Annotated in this window: 23 protein-coding genes; all 23 read left to right on the top strand. The window is 63.4% G+C overall.

The annotated features are described in order from the left end of the window. Nucleotides 1-11: 11 nt before the first annotated feature. The 23 genes from rpsC (at nucleotide 12) to HAP40_RS23660 (ending at nucleotide 13752) form a co-directional block, all read left to right on the top strand. Nucleotides 12-737: a 30S ribosomal protein S3 gene (gene rpsC, locus HAP40_RS23770; RefSeq protein WP_080137238.1), complete on the top strand. Its 726-nt coding sequence runs from the start codon at nucleotides 12-14 to the stop codon at nucleotides 735-737. Between the two features lie 30 nt (nucleotides 738-767). Next, nucleotides 768-1181, top strand: coding sequence for a 50S ribosomal protein L16 (rplP, locus tag HAP40_RS23765; RefSeq protein ID WP_008549252.1), 414 nt, complete (start codon nucleotides 768-770; stop codon nucleotides 1179-1181). Between the two features lie 5 nt (nucleotides 1182-1186). After that, entirely contained in the window at nucleotides 1187-1393 is a 207-nt protein-coding gene (gene rpmC, locus HAP40_RS23760; protein WP_011088144.1) for a 50S ribosomal protein L29, read from the top strand. A gap of 13 nt (nucleotides 1394-1406) precedes the next feature. After that, nucleotides 1407-1655, top strand: coding sequence for a 30S ribosomal protein S17 (rpsQ, locus tag HAP40_RS23755; RefSeq protein ID WP_008549247.1), 249 nt, complete (start codon nucleotides 1407-1409; stop codon nucleotides 1653-1655). 83 nt (nucleotides 1656-1738) lie between these two features. Then, nucleotides 1739-2107: a 50S ribosomal protein L14 gene (gene rplN, locus HAP40_RS23750; protein WP_008549246.1), complete on the top strand. Its 369-nt coding sequence runs from the start codon at nucleotides 1739-1741 to the stop codon at nucleotides 2105-2107. Then, complete coding sequence (rplX, locus tag HAP40_RS23745; RefSeq protein ID WP_007603031.1) at nucleotides 2107-2421, top strand: 50S ribosomal protein L24; 315 nt, start codon at nucleotides 2107-2109, stop codon at nucleotides 2419-2421. Before rplN ends, rplX begins: the two co-directional genes overlap by 1 nt. After that, a complete protein-coding gene (gene rplE, locus HAP40_RS23740; RefSeq protein ID WP_166815446.1) occupies nucleotides 2414-2971 on the top strand; it encodes a 50S ribosomal protein L5 in 558 nt (185 codons plus the stop codon). The genes rplX and rplE overlap by 8 nt, the downstream gene beginning before the upstream one ends. A gap of 46 nt (nucleotides 2972-3017) precedes the next feature. Continuing rightward, complete coding sequence (gene rpsN, locus HAP40_RS23735) at nucleotides 3018-3323, top strand: 30S ribosomal protein S14 (protein WP_057745473.1); 306 nt, start codon at nucleotides 3018-3020, stop codon at nucleotides 3321-3323. Between the two features lie 14 nt (nucleotides 3324-3337). Then, nucleotides 3338-3736, top strand: a complete 399-nt coding sequence (rpsH, locus tag HAP40_RS23730; RefSeq protein WP_018322269.1) for a 30S ribosomal protein S8 — start codon at nucleotides 3338-3340, stop codon at nucleotides 3734-3736. Between the two features lie 16 nt (nucleotides 3737-3752). Next, nucleotides 3753-4286: a 50S ribosomal protein L6 gene (gene rplF / locus HAP40_RS23725; RefSeq protein WP_166815447.1), complete on the top strand. Its 534-nt coding sequence runs from the start codon at nucleotides 3753-3755 to the stop codon at nucleotides 4284-4286. Nucleotides 4287-4297: 11 nt separating this feature from the next. Continuing rightward, a complete protein-coding gene (rplR, locus tag HAP40_RS23720; RefSeq protein ID WP_007603036.1) occupies nucleotides 4298-4660 on the top strand; it encodes a 50S ribosomal protein L18 in 363 nt (120 codons plus the stop codon). 44 nt (nucleotides 4661-4704) lie between these two features. Beyond that, nucleotides 4705-5298, top strand: a complete 594-nt coding sequence (rpsE, locus tag HAP40_RS23715) for a 30S ribosomal protein S5 (protein WP_025036985.1) — start codon at nucleotides 4705-4707, stop codon at nucleotides 5296-5298. A 25-nt stretch (nucleotides 5299-5323) separates the two neighbouring features. Further along, the gene (gene rpmD, locus HAP40_RS23710; protein ID WP_011088137.1) at nucleotides 5324-5518 is read left to right on the top strand and encodes a 50S ribosomal protein L30; all 195 of its coding nucleotides are present in this window, start codon (nucleotides 5324-5326) and stop codon (nucleotides 5516-5518) included. Between the two features lie 61 nt (nucleotides 5519-5579). After that, on the top strand, nucleotides 5580-6065 hold the full coding sequence (gene rplO, locus HAP40_RS23705; protein ID WP_166815448.1) for a 50S ribosomal protein L15: 486 nt from the start codon (nucleotides 5580-5582) through the stop codon (nucleotides 6063-6065). A 148-nt stretch (nucleotides 6066-6213) separates the two neighbouring features. Next, entirely contained in the window at nucleotides 6214-7545 is a 1332-nt protein-coding gene (gene secY, locus HAP40_RS23700; protein ID WP_166815449.1) for a preprotein translocase subunit SecY, read from the top strand. Then, on the top strand, nucleotides 7542-8753 hold the full coding sequence (locus HAP40_RS23695) for a preprotein translocase subunit SecY (RefSeq protein ID WP_166815450.1): 1212 nt from the start codon (nucleotides 7542-7544) through the stop codon (nucleotides 8751-8753). The genes secY and HAP40_RS23695 overlap by 4 nt, the downstream gene beginning before the upstream one ends. Then, the gene (locus tag HAP40_RS23690) at nucleotides 8750-9616 is read left to right on the top strand and encodes an adenylate kinase (RefSeq protein ID WP_166815451.1); all 867 of its coding nucleotides are present in this window, start codon (nucleotides 8750-8752) and stop codon (nucleotides 9614-9616) included. Before HAP40_RS23695 ends, HAP40_RS23690 begins: the two co-directional genes overlap by 4 nt. A gap of 185 nt (nucleotides 9617-9801) precedes the next feature. After that, entirely contained in the window at nucleotides 9802-10170 is a 369-nt protein-coding gene (rpsM, locus tag HAP40_RS23685; RefSeq protein ID WP_166815452.1) for a 30S ribosomal protein S13, read from the top strand. Nucleotides 10171-10292: 122 nt separating this feature from the next. Continuing rightward, nucleotides 10293-10682, top strand: coding sequence for a 30S ribosomal protein S11 (gene rpsK / locus HAP40_RS23680; RefSeq protein WP_007603045.1), 390 nt, complete (start codon nucleotides 10293-10295; stop codon nucleotides 10680-10682). Nucleotides 10683-10792: 110 nt separating this feature from the next. Then, complete coding sequence (locus tag HAP40_RS23675) at nucleotides 10793-11824, top strand: DNA-directed RNA polymerase subunit alpha (RefSeq protein ID WP_166815453.1); 1032 nt, start codon at nucleotides 10793-10795, stop codon at nucleotides 11822-11824. 163 nt (nucleotides 11825-11987) lie between these two features. Beyond that, nucleotides 11988-12404: a 50S ribosomal protein L17 gene (gene rplQ, locus HAP40_RS23670; RefSeq protein WP_166815454.1), complete on the top strand. Its 417-nt coding sequence runs from the start codon at nucleotides 11988-11990 to the stop codon at nucleotides 12402-12404. A gap of 201 nt (nucleotides 12405-12605) precedes the next feature. Then, entirely contained in the window at nucleotides 12606-13394 is a 789-nt protein-coding gene (locus tag HAP40_RS23665) for an SDR family NAD(P)-dependent oxidoreductase (protein WP_166815455.1), read from the top strand. A gap of 67 nt (nucleotides 13395-13461) precedes the next feature. Then, complete coding sequence (locus HAP40_RS23660; protein ID WP_166815456.1) at nucleotides 13462-13752, top strand: DUF1330 domain-containing protein; 291 nt, start codon at nucleotides 13462-13464, stop codon at nucleotides 13750-13752. Nucleotides 13753-13834: the final 82 nt, after the last annotated feature.

Raw genomic sequence — 13834 nt, 5'->3', positions numbered from 1 at the left:
AGGAGAACACGATGGGTCAAAAGATCAATCCGATCGGTCTGCGCCTCGGCATCAACCGGACCTGGGATTCCCGCTGGTTCGCCGGCAAGCAGGAATACGGCAAGCTGCTGCACGAGGACGTCAAGATCCGCGAGATCCTGCACAAGGAGCTCAAGCAGGCGGCCGTCGCCCGCATTGTGATCGAGCGTCCGCACAAGAAGTGCCGTGTCACCATCCACTCGGCCCGTCCGGGCGTGGTGATCGGCAAGAAGGGCGCCGACATCGACAAGCTGCGCAAGCGGGTCGCGGACATCACCTCGTCCGACGTCGTCATCAACATCGTCGAGATCCGCAAGCCGGAGCTCGATGCGACGCTGGTGGCCGAGTCGATCGCGCAGCAGCTCGAGCGCCGCGTGGCGTTCCGCCGTGCCATGAAGCGCGCCGTTCAGTCGGCGATGCGCCTCGGCGCGGAAGGCATCCGCATCAACTGCTCGGGTCGTCTGGGCGGTGCGGAAATCGCGCGCATGGAGTGGTACCGCGAAGGTCGCGTGCCGCTGCATACCCTGCGCGCCGACATCGACTACGGCGTTGCGACCGCGTTCACGACCTTCGGCACTTGCGGCGTCAAGGTCTGGATCTTCAAGGGCGAGATCCTCGAGCACGATCCGATGGCCCAGGACAAGAGAATGGCCGAAGGCGAGACCGGCGGCAGCAGTGATCGTGGTGGCCGTCAGCGCCGCGACACGGCCGCAGCCTAAAGCCGCACAGGAATTTGAGGGCTTAAAGCCATGATGCAACCTAAGAAAACGAAGTTCCGGAAGGCGCATAAGGGCCGCATCCACGGCGTTGCGTCTTCGGGCGCGACGTTGGCCTTCGGCCAGTACGGCCTGAAGGCGACTGAGCCTGAGCGCGTCACCGCGCGCCAGATCGAAGCCGCCCGCCGCGCGTTGACCCGCCACATGAAGCGCGCTGGTCGTGTCTGGATCCGGGTGTTCCCCGATCTTCCGGTCTCGAAGAAGCCGGCCGAAGTCCGCATGGGCTCCGGCAAGGGTTCGCCGGAGTTGTGGGTCGCGCGCGTCAAGCCGGGCCGGGTGCTGTTCGAGATCGACGGCGTCAACACCCAGACCGCACGTGAGGCGCTGACCCTGGCGGCGGCCAAGCTGCCGATCAAGACGCGCTTCGTCGAGCGCATTGCGGAGTAATGGCCATGGCCCAGATGAAGATCGAAGATATCCGCGCGATGAGCCCCGACCAGCAGGATGACGCCATCCTGAACCTGAAGAAGGAGCGCTTCAACCTGCGCTTCCAGCGCGCCACCGGGCAGCTCGAGAACACCTCGCGCCTGCGCGAGGCCCGCCGTGACATCGCCCGGATCAAGACCGTCGCCGCGCAGACGCGCGCGAAGAAGAAGTAAGAGGCTTACGAAGATGCCGAAACGTACTTTGCAGGGCGTGGTCGTCAGCGACAAGCAAGCCAAGACCATCGTGGTGCGCGTCGATCGCCGCTTCACGCACCCGATCTACAAGAAGACGATCCGCCGTTCGAAGAACTATCACGCGCACGACGAGAGCAACCAGTTCAAGCCGGGCGATGTGGTGTGGATCGAGGAATCGAAGCCGATTTCGAAGTTGAAGCGCTGGGTCGTGATCCGGGGCGAGCACAAGAAAAGCGCCTGATCTGTTGGCTTTAGCCGGCTGACTTCAGGGAAATGTTGAGCGCCGGCTGGGCTGGCGCATTAGAAAGAGGACGAGGTGCATCAATGATTCAGATGCAGACCAACCTCGACGTGGCCGACAATTCTGGCGCACGCCGTGTCATGTGTATCAAGGTGCTCGGGGGATCGAAGCGCCGCTACGCCACGATCGGCGACATCATCGTCGTCTCGATCAAGGAAGCCATTCCGCGTGGCAAGGTGAAGAAGGGCGACGTGATGAAGGCCGTCGTGGTGCGCGTCCGCAAGGACATCCGCCGCGCCGACGGTTCGGTCATCCGCTTCGACCGCAACGCCGCCGTCCTGATCAACAACCAGGCCGAGCCGGTCGGCACCCGTATCTTCGGGCCCGTGCCGCGCGAGCTGCGCGCCAAGAACCACATGAAGATCATTTCGCTCGCGCCGGAGGTGCTGTGATGGCTGCGAAGATCCGCAAGGGCGACAAGGTCGTCGTGCTGACCGGCCGCGACAAGGGTCGCACCGGCGAGGTGTTCGAGGTTCGCCCCGACGCCGGCACCGCGCTCGTGCGCGGCATCAACATGGTCAAGCGTCACCAGAAGCAGACGCAGGCCCAGGAGGGCGGCATCATCTCGAAGGAGTCGCCGATCCAACTGTCCAACATCGCGTATGTCGGCAAGGACGGAAAGCCGACCCGCGTCGGATTCAAGATTCTGGCGGACGGCAAGAAGGTCCGCATCGCCAAGAGCTCGGGAGCTGAGATCGATGGCTGAGGCCGCTTACACCCCGCGCCTGCGCGCGGAATACGACGCGAAGATCCGCACGGCCATGACCGAGAAGTTCGGTTATGAGAACGTGATGCAGGTTCCGCGCCTGGACAAGGTCGTGCTGAACATGGGCGTTGGCGACAGCGTCAACGACCGCAAGAAGGCCGAGACCGCCGCCGCCGAGTTGACCCAGATCGCCGGCCAGAAGGCGATCGTGACCTACTCGCGTATCGCGATCGCGACCTTCAAGCTGCGTGAAAACCAGCCGATCGGCTGCAAGGTCACGCTGCGCAAGACCCACATGTACGAGTTCATCGATCGCCTGGTGACGGTGGCGTTGCCGCGCGTCCGCGACTTCCGCGGCCTGAACCCGAAGAGCTTCGACGGCCGCGGCAACTACTCGCTCGGCATCAAGGAACACATCATTTTCCCCGAGATCGACTTCGACAAGGTCACGGAAGCCCGCGGTATGGACATCACCGTCTGCACCACGGCCAAGACCGACGAAGAGGCGAGGGCCTTGTTGACCGCTTTCAATTTCCCGTTCCGGCAGTGAGACGCTGACTTAAAGCCTCTCAAACGCGGATACCCAGGAGCCAAGCATGGCAAAGAAGAGTTCAGTCGAGAAGAACAACCGGCGCAAGCGGATGGTGAAGAACGCCGCCCCGAAGCGCGAGCGGTTGAAGGCGATCATCGCCGACAAGACGCTGCCGATGGAAGAGCGGTTCGCCGCTACCCTGAAGCTCGCGGAGATGCCGCGCAATTCGTCGGCGACCCGCATCCGCCTGCGTTGCGAGCTGTCGGGCCGCCCGCGCTCGAACTATCGCAAGAACAAGCTGTCCCGTATCGCGCTGCGCGACCTTGGCTCCAAGGGCATGGTCCCGGGCCTCGTGAAGTCGAGCTGGTAAGGAGGGTCGTTTAGATGTCTACGCACGATCCAATCAGCGATCTGATCACCCGTATCCGCAACGCGCAGATGCGCTCGAAGACCAAGGTCTCCACGCCTGGCTCGAAGATGCGCGAGAACGTGCTCGAGGTCCTCAAGTCCGAGGGCTACATCCGCGGTTACGCCACGCTCGAGCACTCCTCGGGCCGCAGCGAGATCGAGATCGAGCTGAAATATTTCGACGGCGAGCCCGTCATCCGCGAGATCGAACGTGTTTCCAAGCCCGGGCGTCGTGTCTACGCCTCGGTGAAGAACCTGCCGCGGGTCAACAACGGGCTCGGCATTTCGGTGTTGTCGACGCCGAAGGGGATCATGGCCGACCACAGCGCGCGCGACGCGAATGTGGGCGGCGAAGTCCTCTTCACGGTGTTCTGAGAAGGATTTTTGATCCATGTCACGTGTTGGCAAAAGGCCTGTGGCGGTTCCGTCGGGTGTGACCGCGACCGTCGATGGGCAGACCGTCAAGATGAAGGGGCCGAAGGGCCAGCTTCAGTTCGTCGTTCATGACGACGTCGAGGTGAAGCTCGAGAGCGGCCAGATCAAGGTCAAGCCGCGGGCCGAGACGAACCGCGCGCGGGCGCTGTACGGCACCGCTCGCGCCCAGGTCGCGAATCTGGTCGAAGGCGTCACCAAGGGCTTCGAGAAGAAGCTCGAGATCACCGGCGTCGGCTACCGCGCTGCGATGCAGGGCAAGAACCTGCAGCTCGCGCTCGGCTACAGCCACGACGTGATCTATCCGATCCCGGAAGGGATCACGATCGCAGTGCCGAAGCCGACCGAGATCACGGTGACCGGCAGCGACATCCAGCGCGTCGGCCAGGTTGCGGCCGAGATCCGCGCCTATCGCCCGCCGGAGCCCTACAAGGGCAAGGGCGTGAAGTATGTTGGCGAATTCATCTTCCGCAAGGAAGGCAAGAAGAAGTAACGGAGCCGGTCATGTCCAAAGCCAAGGTTACGAATGCCCGGCGCAAGCGGAGTGTGCGGCTGAAGCTGCGCCGCTCCGGTGGCGGCCGCCCGCGTCTGTCGGTGTTCCGCTCGTCCAAGCACATCTACGCCCAGGTCATCGACGACCTGAAGGGCGAGACGCTGGCCTCCGCCTCCTCGCTCGAGAAGTCGATGCGCGACGGCGGCAAGACCGGCGCCGACATCGATGCGGCGAAGGCGGTCGGCAAGCTGCTGGCCGAGCGCGCTGCCGAGAAGGGCGTCAAGGAAGTCGTGTTCGATCGCGGCAGCTATCTCTATCACGGGCGCGTCAAGGCTCTTGCCGATGCAGCGCGTGAGAGTGGGCTGAGCTTCTAACAGAATTTGAGGATTGAGGCGTAAGCCTCTGAAGGATTAGAAAAATGGCAGAACGCGAACAACGTGGTGGACGCGATCAACGCGGCGGCGGACGTGAACGCAGGGAGCGCGAGGAGCGCGACAGCGAGTTCGTCGACAAGCTCGTACACATCAATCGCGTGGCCAAGGTCGTCAAGGGCGGCAAGCGCTTCGGTTTCGCAGCGCTGGTCGTAATCGGCGATCAGAAGGGCCGCGCCGGCTTCGGTCACGGCAAGGCGCGCGAAGTGCCCGAGGCGATCCGCAAGGCGACCGAATCCGCCAAGCGCAACCTGACCCGCGTGTCGCTGCGCGAGGGCCGTACGCTCCATCACGACATCGCCGGCCGTCACGGCGCGGGCCGTGTCTACCTGCGTGCCGCCCCGGCCGGTACCGGCATCATCGCCGGTGGTCCGATGCGCGCCGTGTTCGAGACGCTCGGCGTCCAGGACGTGGTGGCGAAGTCGATCGGCTCGTCGAACCCGTACAACATGGTTCGCGCGACCTTCGACGCGCTGAAGCATCAGGATTCGCCGCGCTCGGTCGCTGCCCGCCGCAACATCAAGGTATCCACCCTCCAGTCCCGCCGTATCGGCGGCGACGCCGAGGCGGCTGCCGACTAACGGAAGCTTTTCGGAGTAGACTCCCATGGCCAAGGCCGCAAAGACGATCAAGCTCGAGCAGACCGGCAGCGCGATCCGCCGCCATCACTCGCAGCGTTCGACGCTGATCGGGCTCAAGCTCAACAAGATCGGCCGCACCAGCGAACTGCCGGACACCCCGGCTGTCCGCGGCATGATCGAGAAGGTTCACCATCTCGTCCGCATCGTCGACGAGAAGTAAGAAACGGCGCGCGATCCCGATTTTCGGTGAAGATCGTGCGCAAGACACAAGGAGAAGGGCGATGAAGCTCAGCGATATCGCCGACAACGCCGGCTCGCGCAAGAAGCGTATGCGCGTCGGCCGCGGCATCGGTTCGGGCAAGGGCAAGCAGTCCGGCCGCGGCGGCAAGGGCCAGACCGCGCGTTCGGGCGTGCGCATCAAGGGTTTCGAAGGCGGCCAGATGCCGATGCATCGCCGTCTGCCCAAGCGCGGCTTCAACAACATCTTCCGCGTGGAGTTCGCCGAGATCAATCTCGACCGGCTCCAGGAAGCGGTCGATGCCAAGAAGATCGACGCCGGCAGCGTCATCAACGTCGAGGCCCTGGTGAAGGGCGGCGTGCTGCGCCGCGCCAAGGCCGGCCTGCGGCTGCTCGGCCGCGGCGAGCTCAAGTCCAAGCTCAACATTGAAGTGCACGGTGCCACCAAGACCGCGATCGCGGCGGTCGAGAAGGCCGGCGGTTCGGTGAAGATTCTCGCCCCTGCCAAGGAAGAAGGCGAGGCGGCGTAACAACTGCGTCATTGGCCCGCGCCCCGCGGGCCTTTACGCATGCGGGACGTGGACTTATCGAAGCCGAGCCCCAGATAATGTCCGGCGTCCGCTAAAGTAGCCCGGCCGCGGGCATGACGGCGCAACAGGCGGCGGGAGAAAGTCCAAGATGGTCTCTGCAGCGGAACAACTGGCAGCCAATCTCAATTTCGGTGCGTTCGCCAAGGCCGACGAACTGAAGAAGCGCATCTGGTTCACTCTGGGTGCGCTGCTCGTTTATCGGCTCGGGACCTACATCCCGCTGCCCGGCATCGATCCTAACATCTGGGAGCAGGTGTTTAAGTCCCAGGCGGGCGGCATCCTCGGCATGTTCAACATGTTCGCCGGCGGCGGCATCCACCGCATGGCGATCTTCGCGCTGAACATCATGCCGTACATCTCGGCCTCGATCATCATCCAGCTCCTGACCACCGTCTCGCCGCAGCTCGAGGCGCTGAAGAAGGAAGGCGAGGCCGGCCGCAAGACGCTGAACCAGTACACCCGCTATCTGACGGTGATTCTGGCCGCGTTCCAGTCCTATGGCATTGCCGTGGGCCTCGAGGGCGCCGGCAACGTCGTCAGCGACCCCGGCATGTTCTTCCGCCTGTCGACGGCGATCACGCTGACCGGCGGCACCATGTTCCTGATGTGGCTGGGCGAGCAGATCACCTCGCGCGGCATCGGCAACGGCATCTCGCTGATCATTCTCGCCGGCATCGTCGCCGAGCTGCCCGCAGCACTCGCCAACATGCTCGAGCTCGGCCGTCAGGGCGCGATGTCGACCGGCCTGATTCTGGTCGTCATCATCATGGCCGTCGCCGTGATCGCCTTCATCGTGTTCATGGAGCGTGCGCAGCGCCGCCTGCTGATCCAGTATCCGAAGCGCCAGGTCGGCAACAAGATGTTCGAGGGCCAGTCTTCGCATCTGCCGCTCAAGCTCAACACCTCGGGCGTGATCCCGCCGATCTTCGCGTCCTCGCTGCTGCTGCTGCCGGCCACGGTTGCGAACTTCAACGCGGGCAGCGGCCCGGAATGGTTCCAGTGGATCACCACCCAGCTCGGCCACGGCCGTCCGCTGTTCCTGTTCATGTATCTGGCGCTGATCGTGTTCTTCGCCTTCTTCTACACCGCGATCGTGTTCAACCCGACCGAGACCGCGGACAATCTGAAGAAGCACGGAGGCTTCATTCCGGGCATCCGTCCCGGCGAGCGCACGGCGGAATACATCGATTACGTGCTGTCGCGCATCACGGTGCTCGGCGCCATCTATCTCGCGATCGTCTGCTTGATCCCGGAGATCCTGATCTCCTACGCCTCGGTGCCGTTCTACTTCGGCGGCACTTCGCTGCTGATCGTCGTCAGCGTCACCATGGACACGGTGGCGCAGGTGCAGGGCTATCTGCTGGCCCATCAGTATGAAGGCCTGATCCGGAAGTCGAAGCTGCGCGGCCGCCGTAGATGAGTAGGGAGCTTGCGCGCCGAATCGCTTTCACGATTGGCGCGCTGCTCCTTTTCAGGCTCGGCACGCAGATCCCGGTCGCGGGACTGAATCTCTCGAGCTACTCGCCGGTGCTCGACTTCATCAGTCGGCTTTCGCTTTTTGCGCTCGGCCTCATTCCCTATCTCACCGCAGCGATTTTCGTCCGGCTCCTGTCTGTGGTGTGGCGCGGGTTGAATTCGCTCGAGCGTTCGGGCGAGCGAGGTCGACGCAAGATCGCGCGGGCCACGCTCGGAATTACCTTGGCACTTGCTGCCTTTCAGGCCTTCGGCATCGCCTCGACCTTGACGACCATTCCGGGCCTCGTCAGGAATCCCGACGGTTGGTTCGTGGTGACGGCGACGGCTTCGATGGTCGGTGGCGTCTTTGTGCTGGTGTGGTTGAGCGAACAGATCACCCGCTATGGCATCGGCAACGGCTTGGCCGTCATCCTGAGCGCCGGCTTTCTCGTCACCATCCCGCGCGACGTCGCCGGCATCGTCGGTCTCGTACACAGCGGGGAAATCTCGGGCCATCTCGTGCTCGGCCATGCGGTGTTCTGGATTGTGACCGTGGCCGTGATCGTGCTTGTCGAAGGAGCCCGCCGGAATATTCACGTCGAATTCGGCGCGCGCTGGGTTGGCAGGCGGCAACTGCCGGCGCGTGGTGCCGTGCTGCCAATCAAGCTCAACAGCGCCGGGTTCCTGATTCCGGCCACCGTGGCGCCGTGGATATTCGTTCTGCCGCTCGCCTTTGCAGGCCTCATCCTGGGCGCTGATCAACCCCTTGTGGCCGCGGCCTATCAACATCTGCAGACAGGACAGCCGGTGCAGGTCATCCTCGTGTCGCTCGCCGTGTTCGTGCTGGCTTTCATCTACACGGCCTATGTCGTCGATCCCGAGCACACGGCCAAATCGCTGGCTCAGCATGACGGCACCATTGCCGGCGTCGCGCAGGGGGGCGCGACGGCCGACTATCTCGATCGCGTCGTGTCATTGACGACAGTCGTCGGAGCCGTCTACCTGACGGCATTGCAGTTGATTCCGGGGGTGTTCGAGCTTTACGGGATCGGTCTGCCTTATAGTATGGTCGTCAATGGCGGTGCGGCGATGGTTGTGGTCTGCACCGCTCTTGATATCAAAGCACAGGTGCGCGACGTATCGCTCACCAATCCGGGGGGCGTACGCCGATGAGAATTATACTTCTGGGACCGCCGGGGTCGGGCAAGGGGACCCAGGCGCAGCTCTTGGTGCAGCGCTACGGCATCGTGCAGCTCTCGACCGGTGAGATGCTGCGCGCTGCCGTTGCAGCTGGAACGCCGGTCGGGCTGAAGGCCAAGGAGATCATGGCCAGCGGCGGTCTCGTGCCCGACGAGGTGGTGGTCGGAATCATCTCCGACCGGATCGACCTGCCGGACGCCAGGGGCGGTTTCATCCTCGACGGTTTCCCGCGCACCGTGCCGCAGGCCGAGGCGCTGGATGATCTGCTGAGGCACAAGCATCTCAAGCTCGACGCCGTGATCGAGCTCCGCGTCAACGAGAGCGCGCTCTTGAACCGCGTCGAGACCCGCGTCGCCCAGATGCGCGAGCGCGGGGAGGAGGTCCGGGTCGACGACACCCCGGAGGTCCTGACCAAGCGGCTAGCCAGCTACCGCAGCCAGACGGAACCGCTGATTCACTACTATTCCGAGCGGCGGAAGCTCTCCACCATCGACGGCATGATGGCCATCGACGAGGTTACCCGCGCCATCCACCGCCAGCTGCTGGCGCTGGGGGCGGTCGAGCCCAAGACCCATGCTCGCAGCGCGGCCAAGGCGGCGCCGACCAGGAAGGCCAAGACGGCCAAGAAGGCCAAAAAGTCGGCCAAAACGGCCAAAAAAGCCGCCAAATCGGCGAAAAAGGCCGACAAGAAGGCCGTGAAGGGCGCCAAGAAGGCGACCAAGAAGACGGTCAAGAAGGCGGCCAAAAAGACCGCCAAAAAGACCGCCAAGAAGGCCGTCAAAAAGGGTGCCAAAAAGGCCGCAAAAAAGGTCACGAAAAAGCGAGCCAAACGCTAGCAGCGGTTGACGAAAGCCCCCGGAATCCCCTAATAAGCCTCGCATCCAAGTCGGATAGTTTCAGACGATGCCGGGCCCCAGGAAGACCGGGGGTGGGCGTCGTGTTCGCGTTTGTGAACACCTGCCCGAGAAAGCAAGCACTTAAAGCCCGGTCCTGACGAGGATCGGCGACAGGAGAAAAGGCCGTGGCCCGTATTGCCGGCGTGAACATTCCCACCAACAAGCGCGTGCTGATCGCGCTCCAGTACATCCATGGCATCGGCCCGAAGATCGCCGGTGACATCATCGAGAAGGTGAAGATCCCCCAGGATCGTCGCGTCAATCAGCTCAGCGACGCCGAAGTGCTCCAGATCCGCGAAGTGATCGACCGCGACTATCTCGTCGAGGGCGACCTGCGCCGCGAGGTCGGTATCAACATCAAGCGTCTGATGGACCTCGGCTGCTATCGCGGCCTGCGTCATCGTCGCGGTCTGCCGGTACGTGGCCAGCGCACCCACACCAATGCGCGTACGCGCAAGGGCCCGGCCAAGGCCATCGCCGGCAAGAAGAAGTAAGTTTCGAATTCAGTCGCGGCGTGCGGCGAACAGGGGATGACCCGTTCGCCGCGCGCCTTTCGTTCCACAGGTGTAGCCGCTGGCATTACGGCGGCGTTTGAGATCTCCAGGAAAGGTACTCTATGGGCAAGGAAGCCACCCGCGTTCGTCGTCGTGAGCGCAAGAACATCGCCTCGGGCGTCGCGCACGTGAACTCGTCGTTCAACAACACGACGATCACCATCACCGACGCGCAGGGCAACACGATTGCCTGGTCCTCCGCGGGCACGATGGGCTTCAAGGGCTCGCGCAAGTCGACCCCGTATGCCGCGCAGGTTGCCGCGGAAGACGTCTCGAAGAAGGCGCAGGAGCACGGCATGCGCACGCTGGAAGTCGAAGTCGCCGGTCCGGGTTCGGGCCGTGAGTCGGCGCTCCGCGCGCTCCAGGCCGCAGGCTTCACCGTCACCTCGATCCGTGACGTGACCACGATCCCGCACAACGGTTGCCGTCCGCGCAAGCGTCGTCGCGTTTGATACGAAGTTGCGGGCGCATCGGCGCCCGCGATGTTTTTTGCGAAGCCGCGGGAATGCTCTGCGGCCTTTCTCCAACGCCAGTATTTGAGTTTTCAAATTGACTGGCCTGTATGGGTGAAACAGTGACGATCCAGAAAAATTGGCAAGAACTGATTCGACCGAACAAGCTCCAGGTCACGGCCGGCAGCGATTCGAACCGATTCGCGACCATCGTCGCCGAGCCGCTCGAGCGCGGCTTCGGCCAAACCCTCGGCAACGCGCTGCGCCGCATCCTGCTCTCCTCGCTCCAGGGAGCGGCGGTGCAGTCGGTTCACATCGACGGCGTGCTGCACGAGTTCTCCTCGATCGCGGGCGTCCGTGAGGACGTCACCGACATCGTGCTCAACATCAAGGACATCTCGATCAAGATGCAGGGCGAAGGCCCCAAGCGCATGGTCGTGAAGAAGCAGGGCCCGGGCGTCGTCACCGCCGGCGACATCCAGACCGTTGGCGACGTCGTGGTGCTCAACCCCGACCTGCAGATCTGCACGCTCGACGAGGGCGCCGAGATCCGCATGGAATTCACTGTCTCGACCGGCAAGGGCTACGTGCCCGCCGAGCGCAACCGTCCCGAGGACGCGCCGATCGGCCTGATCCCGGTCGACAGCCTGTACTCGCCGGTTCGCAAGGTCTCCTACAAGGTCGAGAACACCCGCGAGGGCCAGATCCTCGACTACGACAAGCTGACCATGACGATCGAGACCAACGGCGCGATCTCGCCGGATGACTCGGTGGCTTACGCCGCTCGCATCCTGCAGGATCAGCTCAACGTGTTCGTCAACTTCGAAGAGCCGCGCAAGGAAGTCGCCCAGGAGATCATCCCGGACCTCGCCTTCAACCCGGCCTTCCTCAAGAAGGTGGACGAGCTCGAGCTGTCGGTGCGTTCGGCCAACTGCCTGAAGAACGACAACATCGTCTACATCGGCGACCTCGTTCAGAAGAGCGAAGCCGAAATGCTCCGCACTCCGAACTTCGGCCGCAAGTCGCTGAACGAGATCAAGGAAGTGCTGGCCCAGATGGGTCTGCATCTCGGCATGGAAGTGCCGGGCTGGCCGCCGGAGAACATTGACGAGCTCGCCAAGCGCTTCGAGGATCATTACTGAGCGGCAGCATGATCCCGGAAAAGTGCGAAGCGGTTTTCCGACAGTGATCATGCTCAAACAAGAAAGCGAAAGCGCATTCGCGCTTTCGCGGGCGAACGCAGGCAGCCCACCTGAGCAACATGTCCGACGAACCGTCGCGGCAGTTTAAGTAAGGACTACACACATGCGTCACGGCAAGGTTCATCGGAAACTCAACCGCACGGCCGAGCATCGCCGCGCGATGTTCGCCAACATGGCGGCCGCGCTGATCAAGCACGAGCAGATCGTCACCACGCTGCCCAAGGCCAAGGAGCTTCGCCCGATCGTGGAGAAGCTCGTCACCCTCGGCAAGAAGGGCGGCCTCTCCATGCGCCGCCAGGCCATCTCCGAGATGCGCGACAAGGACCAGGTCAAGAAGCTGTTCGACGTGCTCGCGACCCGCTACAAGGATCGCCAGGGCGGCTACACCCGCATCATCAAGGCCGGCTTCCGCTACGGCGACAACGCCGCGATGGCCGTGATCGAATTCGTCGATCGCGACGTCGATGCCAAGGGCCAGGACTCCGGTCCGGTGCAGGAGACGGAAGCCGAGGCGGCGTAAGCCACCCGGCAGATACGGATTGAAGACGGCGCCCTTGGGCGCCGTTTTTGTTTCGGGGTAGGTGGCCAGGGACGGCCGATTGCGCTTCGTGCCGCAGTGCTGATCCAACCGGCGATTTTGCCTTCTCACGCGTGAGTGAGGGCGATTGCAGCGTCACGGGCCGCTCCCGATATCTTCAATCGCCATCCATGGAGACATCGCATGAACATCGACCTGTCCGGAAAAACCGCGCTGGTGACCGGTTCTACCGCCGGCATCGGCCACGCCATCGCGAAGGGCCTCGCCGCCTCCGGCGCCAGCGTCGTGATCAATGGCCGCGGCCGGGACAAGGTCGATGCCGCCGTCCGCAAGCTGGAAGGGACGGGCGCCAAGGTCCGCGGCATCGCCGCCGACGTCTCGACGGCGGAAGGCTGCAAGGCGCTCGTGGCGGCGCTTCCCGAGGTCGACATCCTCATCAACAATGCCGGCATCTTCGAGCCGAAGGACTTTTTCGAGATTCCCGACGAGGACTGGAGCCGGTTCTTCGAGGTCAATGTGATGAGCGGCGTCCGGCTGTCGCGCGCCTACATGAAGGGAATGCTCAAGCGCAATTGGGGCCGCATCGTCTTCATCTCCTCGGAGTCCGGGCTCAACATTCCTGTCGAGATGGTCCATTACGGCATGACCAAGACGGCCCAGCTCTCGGTCGCGCGCGGCCTCGCGCAGCTGACCAGCGGCACCGGCGTGACCGTCAATTCCGTGCTGCCGGGCCCGACCATGTCGGAGGGCGTCGAGACCTTCGTGAAGGATCTCGCCAGGCAGAACGGCCAGTCGGTGGACGAGGCCGCCGCCAATTTCGTCAAGCAGCATCGCCCGAGCTCGCTGATCCAGCGTTTTGCGAGTGTCGACGAGATCGCGAACATGGTGATCTACGTCGCATCGAAGGAGGCGTCTGCCACCAACGGTGCGGCGCTACGGGCCGAGGGCGGCATCGTCAACACGATTGCCTAGAGCATGATCCGGAAAAGTGTGATGCGTTTTCCGAAAAGATCATGGTCAAAACGAAGAGGCGCCGCGCATGACCGCGTATGTGATTTCTGAAGTCGAGATGCGCGATCTCGATGGATTCGAAGCCTATCGCGCGCTGGCCGCGAAGACGATCGCGCAGTATGGCGGGCGCTATCTCGTCCGCGGCGGCAAGGCTGAGCTCGCGGAAGGCAACCTTCCGGCGATGGCCATCGTCGTCGTCGAGTTCCCGTCGATGGCGACGCTGAAGGAATGGTACGCTTCGGCGGAATATGCCGAGGCATTGAAGATCCGCGCCGGCGCGCTGGAGCGGCGACTGCTGTTTGTCGAAGGCGCGGCTTGAACGTAACAGCCGTAGGTGGGCAAAAGCGCGCCCACCACTGCGTGCGTGTCGGGAGGAGGGTGGGCTCGGCGCAAGTACGCCT

This window comes from Bradyrhizobium sp. 1(2017) (assembly GCF_011602485.2).
Classification (GTDB): Bacteria; Pseudomonadota; Alphaproteobacteria; order Rhizobiales; family Xanthobacteraceae; genus Bradyrhizobium.
This window is presented reverse-complemented; position numbering and strand designations above follow the sequence as displayed.

What these genes read in the sequence shown, in the direction of transcription:
- rpsE (WP_025036985.1), top strand. Translation starts at nt 4,705, where the DNA reads ATGGCAGAACGCGAACAACGTGGTGGACGCGATCAACGCGGCGGCGGA.
- rpmD (WP_011088137.1), top strand. Translation starts at nt 5,324, where the DNA reads ATGGCCAAGGCCGCAAAGACGATCAAGCTCGAGCAGACCGGCAGCGCG.
- rplR (WP_007603036.1), top strand. Translation starts at nt 4,298, where the DNA reads ATGTCCAAAGCCAAGGTTACGAATGCCCGGCGCAAGCGGAGTGTGCGG.
- HAP40_RS23665 (WP_166815455.1), top strand. Translation starts at nt 12,606, where the DNA reads ATGAACATCGACCTGTCCGGAAAAACCGCGCTGGTGACCGGTTCTACC.
- rplE (WP_166815446.1), top strand. Translation starts at nt 2,414, where the DNA reads ATGGCTGAGGCCGCTTACACCCCGCGCCTGCGCGCGGAATACGACGCG.
- rpsQ (WP_008549247.1), top strand. Translation starts at nt 1,407, where the DNA reads ATGCCGAAACGTACTTTGCAGGGCGTGGTCGTCAGCGACAAGCAAGCC.
- rpsC (WP_080137238.1), top strand. Translation starts at nt 12, where the DNA reads ATGGGTCAAAAGATCAATCCGATCGGTCTGCGCCTCGGCATCAACCGG.
- HAP40_RS23675 (WP_166815453.1), top strand. Translation starts at nt 10,793, where the DNA reads ATGGGTGAAACAGTGACGATCCAGAAAAATTGGCAAGAACTGATTCGA.
- rpsN (WP_057745473.1), top strand. Translation starts at nt 3,018, where the DNA reads ATGGCAAAGAAGAGTTCAGTCGAGAAGAACAACCGGCGCAAGCGGATG.
- rpsH (WP_018322269.1), top strand. Translation starts at nt 3,338, where the DNA reads ATGTCTACGCACGATCCAATCAGCGATCTGATCACCCGTATCCGCAAC.
- rpsK (WP_007603045.1), top strand. Translation starts at nt 10,293, where the DNA reads ATGGGCAAGGAAGCCACCCGCGTTCGTCGTCGTGAGCGCAAGAACATC.
- HAP40_RS23690 (WP_166815451.1), top strand. Translation starts at nt 8,750, where the DNA reads ATGAGAATTATACTTCTGGGACCGCCGGGGTCGGGCAAGGGGACCCAG.
- rplP (WP_008549252.1), top strand. Translation starts at nt 768, where the DNA reads ATGATGCAACCTAAGAAAACGAAGTTCCGGAAGGCGCATAAGGGCCGC.
- rplF (WP_166815447.1), top strand. Translation starts at nt 3,753, where the DNA reads ATGTCACGTGTTGGCAAAAGGCCTGTGGCGGTTCCGTCGGGTGTGACC.
- rplN (WP_008549246.1), top strand. Translation starts at nt 1,739, where the DNA reads ATGATTCAGATGCAGACCAACCTCGACGTGGCCGACAATTCTGGCGCA.
- HAP40_RS23660 (WP_166815456.1), top strand. Translation starts at nt 13,462, where the DNA reads ATGACCGCGTATGTGATTTCTGAAGTCGAGATGCGCGATCTCGATGGA.
- secY (WP_166815449.1), top strand. Translation starts at nt 6,214, where the DNA reads ATGGTCTCTGCAGCGGAACAACTGGCAGCCAATCTCAATTTCGGTGCG.
- HAP40_RS23695 (WP_166815450.1), top strand. Translation starts at nt 7,542, where the DNA reads ATGAGTAGGGAGCTTGCGCGCCGAATCGCTTTCACGATTGGCGCGCTG.
- rplO (WP_166815448.1), top strand. Translation starts at nt 5,580, where the DNA reads ATGAAGCTCAGCGATATCGCCGACAACGCCGGCTCGCGCAAGAAGCGT.
- rpmC (WP_011088144.1), top strand. Translation starts at nt 1,187, where the DNA reads ATGGCCCAGATGAAGATCGAAGATATCCGCGCGATGAGCCCCGACCAG.
- rplQ (WP_166815454.1), top strand. Translation starts at nt 11,988, where the DNA reads ATGCGTCACGGCAAGGTTCATCGGAAACTCAACCGCACGGCCGAGCAT.
- rplX (WP_007603031.1), top strand. Translation starts at nt 2,107, where the DNA reads ATGGCTGCGAAGATCCGCAAGGGCGACAAGGTCGTCGTGCTGACCGGC.